The organism is Alcanivorax xiamenensis (assembly GCF_009846745.1).
GTDB lineage: Bacteria > Pseudomonadota > Gammaproteobacteria > Pseudomonadales > Alcanivoracaceae > Alloalcanivorax > Alloalcanivorax xiamenensis.
In genome coordinates this window covers 1-6,427 of sequence record NZ_AQPF01000086.1, presented here as the reverse complement: position 1 = coordinate 6,427, position 6,427 = coordinate 1, and the positions used below count along the sequence as shown (strand labels likewise).

7 protein-coding genes are annotated in these 6,427 nt (G+C 62.6%); 2 read left to right on the top strand and 5 right to left on the bottom strand.

The genetic code is table 11. The features are described 5' to 3' along the window. Positions 1 to 42: 42 nt before the first annotated feature. Together A6D6_RS21255 and A6D6_RS21250 are read right to left on the bottom strand one after the other, a co-directional pair. On the bottom strand, positions 43 to 483 hold the full coding sequence (locus A6D6_RS21255; protein WP_133492200.1) for a carboxymuconolactone decarboxylase family protein: 441 nt from the start codon (positions 481 to 483) through the stop codon (positions 43 to 45). A 22-nt stretch (positions 484 to 505) separates the two neighbouring features. Next, complete coding sequence (locus tag A6D6_RS21250) at positions 506 to 946, bottom strand: carboxymuconolactone decarboxylase family protein (RefSeq protein WP_159661809.1); 441 nt, start codon at positions 944 to 946, stop codon at positions 506 to 508. A 128-nt stretch (positions 947 to 1,074) separates the two neighbouring features. On the opposite strand from A6D6_RS21250, the gene pdxR reads away from it, so the two are divergent. Together pdxR and A6D6_RS21240 are read left to right on the top strand one after the other, a co-directional pair. Further along, positions 1,075 to 2,472, top strand: coding sequence for a MocR-like pyridoxine biosynthesis transcription factor PdxR (gene pdxR / locus A6D6_RS21245; protein WP_159661808.1), 1,398 nt, complete (start codon positions 1,075 to 1,077; stop codon positions 2,470 to 2,472). A gap of 182 nt (positions 2,473 to 2,654) precedes the next feature. After that, on the top strand, positions 2,655 to 3,449 hold the full coding sequence (locus A6D6_RS21240) for a VOC family protein (RefSeq protein ID WP_133492197.1): 795 nt from the start codon (positions 2,655 to 2,657) through the stop codon (positions 3,447 to 3,449). 34 nt (positions 3,450 to 3,483) lie between these two features. Here the strand turns inward: A6D6_RS21240 and A6D6_RS21235 are convergent, their stop codons facing one another. The 3 genes from A6D6_RS21235 to A6D6_RS21225 all read right to left on the bottom strand — a co-directional run bounded on the left by A6D6_RS21235 (position 3,484) and on the right by A6D6_RS21225 (position 6,320). Continuing rightward, on the bottom strand, positions 3,484 to 4,599 hold the full coding sequence (locus tag A6D6_RS21235) for a PQQ-dependent sugar dehydrogenase (protein WP_159661807.1): 1,116 nt from the start codon (positions 4,597 to 4,599) through the stop codon (positions 3,484 to 3,486). Positions 4,600 to 4,846: 247 nt separating this feature from the next. Continuing rightward, positions 4,847 to 5,506: a glutathione S-transferase family protein gene (locus A6D6_RS21230; RefSeq protein WP_159661806.1), complete on the bottom strand. Its 660-nt coding sequence runs from the start codon at positions 5,504 to 5,506 to the stop codon at positions 4,847 to 4,849. Between the two features lie 22 nt (positions 5,507 to 5,528). Further along, entirely contained in the window at positions 5,529 to 6,320 is a 792-nt protein-coding gene (locus A6D6_RS21225; protein ID WP_159661805.1) for a glucose 1-dehydrogenase, read from the bottom strand. Between the last annotated feature and the right edge of the window lie 107 nt (positions 6,321 to 6,427).

Genomic DNA, 6,427 nt, shown 5'->3' with positions numbered 1-6,427 from the left:
GCGTTGGGTCTGGTTTTGCATTATCGGCGTCTGGCGTCCAACTCAATCCGGCGCGCGCCGGAATCCCACACCGAACCGGTTGAGCATATTGATCACGCCGATCACATAAGTGAGATCGGTGCATTCCTGCTCGGTGAACTGATCCGCCAGCGCCTGGTAAAGCGCCTCGTCATCGTGGCTGGCGTCGCTGAGGCGGGTCAGGTGATCGGTCCAGGCCAGGGCGGCCCTTTCCCGTTGGCTGAACCAGGGCGCTTCGTGCCAGCCTGGCAGGGTGTCCAGCACTTCGTTGGGAATGCCTCGGTTGCGGGCGTCCGCGGCGTGCATGGACATGCAAAACAGACAGCCATTGATCTGCGAAGCGCGCAGCTTCACCAGTTCCACCAGGCGATGTTCCAGGCCGGTGGCATCGATGACTTTCTGGGTGGCGAACACCGCCTTCATGGTGTCCGGTGAGGCGCTGTAGAAATCGAAGCGGGCTTTCATCTTTTCCTCCTCAACAAGAGCGTTATTCCGGCTGGTGACGGAAGCCGACATTGAACCGGTTCCACATGTTGATGACACCGATGGCGTAGGTCAGATCGGTGCGTTCTTTTTCGCTGAAGTGGGCGGCCAGATAGTCGTATTCCGCCTCGTCGTCATGATGGCCTTCGCCGAGGCGGGTGAGGCGTTCGGTCCAGGCCAGGGCGGCCCGTTCCCGTTCGCTGAACCAGGGTGCTTCACGCCAGCCGGACACGGTATCGAGCACTTCATTGGGCACGCCGGCGGCGCGGGCATCACGGGCGTGCATGTGGACGCAGAAGGCGCAGCCGTTGATCTGCGACGCTCGTATCTTGATCAATTCCAACAGACGGTGATCCAGGCCGGTATTCTCGATCACTTCCGAGGTGCCGAGCATGGCTTTCATGGTGTCCGGCGAAGCGGTGAAGAAGTTGATACGGGCTTTCATGATTGCTCCTGTTAAGCAAACAGGCCTGTTGAACAGGCCGGATGGCAAAGAGGTTGAAAAGCCGGTTCAGATTAGGGCTGAATTGGAAGGCTTGGCAGATCCAATTTGAACGGTTTTGGGAGACCAATTTGCAAATCCATTTACCGCTGAATGGCTCCGGCACGGTGCCCCAGCGGCTCTACCGCGACCTGCGCTCGGCACTGGTGGAGGGCCGTCTGGCTCCCGGCCAACGGTTGCCACCCAGCCGTGCCTTGGCGGCGGAGCTGGGTATTGCCCGTCAGGCGGTGGTGGATGCCTATGAGCGTTTGGTTGCCGAGGGCTTCCTTGAAGCGCGCCGGGGGGCCGGAACCTTTGTTTGTCGGTTGCCACCAGTGGTGACCGGAGAACAGGCGGAACCGGGAGTGGGGCCGGGCTGTCATTGGCGTCCGTTACCCGTATGGGGAGACCGGGAGGCGCCGCGCCGCTATAACTTCTCCGGTGGCGTGACCGACCGGCGTCTGCTGCCGCTGGCGGATTGGCGGCGGGCAGTGATGCGTGCGCTGCGCGAGGAGGCCCGCGACCGCACCCTGCAGGGCGAATGCCAGGGGGACATCGGTTTGCGCGAAGGGATCGCCCATTATCTGGGTTACAGTCGCGGTTTGCCGTGCTCGGCGGATGACGTCATGGTCACCCAGGGGGCCATGCAGGGAATGGATTTGCTATCCCGGGTACGGATCGCGCCGGGGACGGTGGTGGCGGTGGAGGAACCGGGCTATCCGCCGGCGCGCTGGGTGTTTGAATCCTATGGTGCCCATGTGGTGGGAGTGCCGGTGGATGAACAGGGGCTGTGCGTGGACCAGGTGCCGGAGGCGGCTTCGATGATCTATGTGACGCCATCTCATCAGTTTCCCCTGGGTATGCCAATGACCCTGGAGCGGCGGCTGCGACTGCTGGATTTCGTTCGCGGGCGCGACGTGCTGATCGTCGAGGACGATTACGATGGCGAATTCCGCTTCGACGGCCGGTCCCTGGAAGCGCTCAAGAGTCTGGACCGGCACCAGCAGGTGGCGTATCTCGGCTCGTTCTCCAAGGTGCTGCATGCGGATCTGCGACTCGGCTACATGATCATGCCGAAGGGGCTGAAACCGGCGCTGCGCCAGGCCAAGAGCCTGACCGACGGGCGTGCCCCCAATCTGATGCAAAAAGCCCTGGCCAATCTGATCCAGGAGGGCGCTTTCGTCCGCCACTTGCGTCGCATGCAGAGGCTTTATCAAGGGCGCCGGGAGCGATTACTGGTGGCGCTGGCGCGGCGGCCGGATCTGTGGAACTGTTTGCCCCAGGTGGCCGGCATTCATCTGGCGCTGGCATTCCGGGAATCGGTGGACAAGCTGGAAGCCCGCTTGCTTGGCGCGGGCATCAACGCGGAAGATCTCGGTGACTTTTACGCTTCGTCCGAAGGGACGAAGGGACTGTTGATCGGCTTCGGTATGATCGATGACGAAGATATCGAAGTCGGCGTACGCGCGCTGGCGCGGGCCTTGTCGTAACAATCCGCGTTGATCTCGCGCTCATTCCCGGGCTGCCCCGGGATCCCTTCCGGGGGGCGCGTCACTTCATGGAGGGCGATGCCGGATCAAGTCCGGCATGACGGTTTTCAGGTCTTTGGGTTTGGCGTGTCAGCATGCCGGCGTGTTGATCGTCGGAGTCCGTGAATCAAGGAGAACAATCAATGACCTATCTTCGCTTCCGTCAGTTGTGTTTGGTGGCCAGCCAGTTGGAACCGGTGGTGGAGGACCTGGCCGACGTTTTCGGGATTCAGGTGTGCCATCGGGATCCGGCGGTGCAGGCGTTCGGCCTGCATAACGCACTGTTGCCAGTGGGCAACACCTTCATCGAAGTCGTGGCGCCGACTCGTGAGGACACCACCGCCGGCCGTTTTCTACGGCGTCGGGGCGGGGACGGCGGTTACATGGTGATCCTCGATACCGACGATGTGGACCGCTGGGGGCCTCATGTGGATGCGCAGGGCGTGCGAGTGGCGGCTTTTCTTGGCCATGGCGATTATCGGGGCATGCAGTTGCATCCCAAGGATCTGGGCGGCACGTTGCTGGAAATCAACCACACCCGCTACGGTGAATCCCTGGACGGCCCCTATAACCCGGCGGGACCGGACTGGCAGAGTTTCGTTAACACGGAGCGGGTGCAACGCATCGTCGGTGTCGAACTGCAGGGGGCGGAGCCGGAGGATATGGCGCGTCGTTGGGGGAGCCTGTTGCGCCGGCCGGTGGAGAACAGCGGAGAAAGCAGTGGCGGCGGCCAACAGGTGGTCTTGGATAATGCCTATCTGCATTTTGTCGCTGATCGGGATGGGCGCGGTGAAGGGCTCAGTGGCGTGGATATCCTGGTGAATGATCTGGAGGCGATCAAGGCGCGCGCTCTTGAGCGGGGCCTGCCGGTGGATCAAAGTCAGGTCAGCATTGGCGGCGTCCGTTTCCACCTGGTCCATTCCGAGGGTTTGAACTGATCGGTTGGCGCAAGGCCGGGATCCAGGGTGGCGTTCAATCCGGCTCCACCCGCAGCAGTTGCCCGTCATTGCTGTCGGTGAGCAAATACAGGTAACCCTCCGGGCCCTGGCGCACATCGCGGATACGTTGCTCGCGCTGCCGCAGATAACGCAGTTCCTGCTTCGGTGTCTCACCCTTGAATCGCACCCGGTTCAGATGCGTCAGTTTAAGCGCGCCGGATAACGCATCGCCCCGCCATTGCGGATACCGATCGCCCCCGACGAATGCGAAACCGGAGGGGGCAATGGAGGGCACCCAATAATGCAGTGGTGGGGCCAGGCCTTCCTGGTGGGTCTCGCCGATGGCGGGGCCGTAATATTCGCGGCCGTAGGTGATTTCCGGCCAGCCGTAGTTCACCCCCGGTTTCACCGCGTTGATTTCATCGCCGCCGCGCGGGCCATGCTCGTTGAGCCAGGGCTGGCGGGTGTCGGGGTGTAACGCCAGGCCCTGGGGGTTTCGATGCCCCCAACTCCAGATTTCCGCGCGGCCGTTGCCGCCGTTGGCGAACGGATTACCGCTGGCGGCGGCGCCATCCTGATCCAGACGCAACACACTGCCCGCGTGATCGCCGGTGTCCTGGGCCCGCTGCCGTTGTCCCCGGTCACCGATGGTGAGAAACAGATGGCCGTCGTCATCGAACAGCAGCCGCCCGCCAAAATGCTGGCCGGTATCACTGCAGGCGTCGGCCACCAACACATCGCGGAAGCGGTGTAGTTCGCCGTCACGATATTCACCGTGGCCCACGGCGGTGGTGGCGCCGCCGTCACAGGCTTTGGCGTAGCTCAGATACAGTCGCCGGTTATCCTCGAAGCGGGGGTGAGGCAGCACATCGAACAGGCCGCCCTGGCCCCGGGCCACCACGGCGGGAACACCGGGAACCGGTTCTTCCACCAGTACACCATCATGGAAACGGCGCAGGGTACCGCCCCTTTCGGTAATCAGAACCTCGCCTCCGGGCAGAAAGGCCAGGGCCCAGGGGTGCTCAAGCCCTTCAGCGAGAACGGTGACGGTGAGTGGTGGCCCGTTTTCCGGGGTAATGGGGGAGGTGGCGTCGGCGCAGCCGCTCAACAGAGCAACGAGGGGAAGCGCCAGGCAAGAGCGGAGCAGCATGACGGAGAGTCCTGGCTGAAAGGCCCGGTCAGCTTAGCGGGATGGAGGGCGGCAAAACAGTGCCGGTGTCGCGGTCCTTTCTTTTATGAAGCGGGCCGATGCTGTTACAGACCATTCGCGGCCGAGGCTGCTTCCCACATCGGCTTCGCAGTGCCTTCCGTGGGAAGCGGCCTCGGCCGCGAATACAGCGTGAATGCATATCTCCAATACCAATGGACGGACCGCGATGGCGGTTACAATTCAGTGCTTACTTGCCGCCGCGCACGTGGGCCATGAATTCGGCCATGCCGGCCTTGCGTTCCTCGTCCACCTGGCGTGCGCTGTCTCTTTGGTTGAGTTGATCAAGCAGCGCCTTGCTGCCGGGGATCTCCGTCAGCAGGTCCAGATCAAACAGCTTGCCGGCGATACCGGCGGCCAGATCCAGACTGTAGAGCAGGACGGCGTCGGCGGCGGTAAGTTGGGCGCCGGCCACGAACGGATCGAACTTCGCCACCCGCTTCAGGGCGGCGGCGCCTTTGATCAGCGCGTCCCGGGTCTGTTGCTTGGTTTCATCGCTGACCTTGCCGCCGAAGAAGACCTCCGGGTAGCAGCGGCGCGCCGGCAGTTCGATATACAGCTCGATCAGTTTGGCCAGTTCCTTGACCTGGGCGCGCTGAAACGGATTGGCGGGGTACAGCGCCGGGCCTTCGCCGGTTTCATCGATGTATTCCAGGATCACGTTGGTTTCAGCGAGAAACCCCTGGCCGGTTTCCAGCACTGGCACCTTGCCCATGGGGCTGATGTCCAGAAAGGAGGCTTCCTGGGACGGGTAGTCGTTGACCTGCTCGAAGGCCATGCCTTTTTCCAGCAGCGCGAACTTCACCATGTTGACGTAGTTGCTGGCACTGAAGCCATGCAGTTTGAGCATTGTTGTTCTCCTGAACAGTCCGTTATAAAGCGGTCAGGCCGCCGTCCACCGACAGTTGATGACCGGTGACGAAAGAGGACGCGTCCGACAGCAGCCACTGTACCGCCTGCGCCACTTCCGTTGCTTCACCGACACGGCCCATGGGATGCAGGGCCGCGTGCAGGCGCCGTTGCTGTTCGGCGTCGATGCCGTCGTCGCGCTCCACCTGAGAGATGGCACGCTCCATCATGGCGGTACGGATGATGCCTGGACAGACCGCGTTGACGCGAATGTTCTGACGGGCGTATTCCGCCGCCACGCTCTTGGTCAATCCCACCACCGCATGTTTGCTGGCGGCGTAGGCGGCGCGCTTGGGAGCGCCCACCAGGCCGGCGATGGAAGCGGTATTGACGATGCTGCCACCGTCACCCTGTTTGGCCATGGCGGCGATCTGGTATTTCATGCACAGCCACACGCCTTTGACATTGATATCGATGATGCGGTCGAACAGGCTCTCTTCCACGGCCACGATCTTGGCGTTTTCTTCCTCCACGCCGGCGTTGTTGAAAGCGCCATCCAGACGTTCATAGGCCTCCAGCGTGGCCTGCACCAGGGCGGACACCTGATCCGCGCGGGTGACATCCACGGCCATGGCCCGGGCGGTGCCGCCGGCTTCGCGGATGGCGGCGGCGGTGGACTCCACCGCGTGGGCGTCGATATCGGACAGCATCAACCGTACTCCCGCCGCGCCCAGGCTTTCCGCCGTGACCCGGCCGATACCGCCGCCGGCACCGGTGATTAGAATGACCTTGCCGGCCAGTTGTTCATCCCGCATCTGTCGTGTCTCCGTTGGGGTTCGCTCTCTACTGTATCGGATTCCGGTGGAAAACCGGCATGTCGAAAGCGGCACTTAGAGCCTGTTTAAGGTCTCCACGTCGCCGC

What these genes read in the sequence shown, in the direction of transcription:
- A6D6_RS21235 (WP_159661807.1), bottom strand. Translation starts at nt 4,599, where the DNA reads ATGCTGCTCCGCTCTTGCCTGGCGCTTCCCCTCGTTGCTCTGTTGAGC.
- A6D6_RS21255 (WP_133492200.1), bottom strand. Translation starts at nt 483, where the DNA reads ATGAAAGCCCGCTTCGATTTCTACAGCGCCTCACCGGACACCATGAAG.
- A6D6_RS21250 (WP_159661809.1), bottom strand. Translation starts at nt 946, where the DNA reads ATGAAAGCCCGTATCAACTTCTTCACCGCTTCGCCGGACACCATGAAA.
- A6D6_RS21240 (WP_133492197.1), top strand. Translation starts at nt 2,655, where the DNA reads ATGACCTATCTTCGCTTCCGTCAGTTGTGTTTGGTGGCCAGCCAGTTG.
- A6D6_RS21225 (WP_159661805.1), bottom strand. Translation starts at nt 6,320, where the DNA reads ATGCGGGATGAACAACTGGCCGGCAAGGTCATTCTAATCACCGGTGCC.
- A6D6_RS21230 (WP_159661806.1), bottom strand. Translation starts at nt 5,506, where the DNA reads ATGCTCAAACTGCATGGCTTCAGTGCCAGCAACTACGTCAACATGGTG.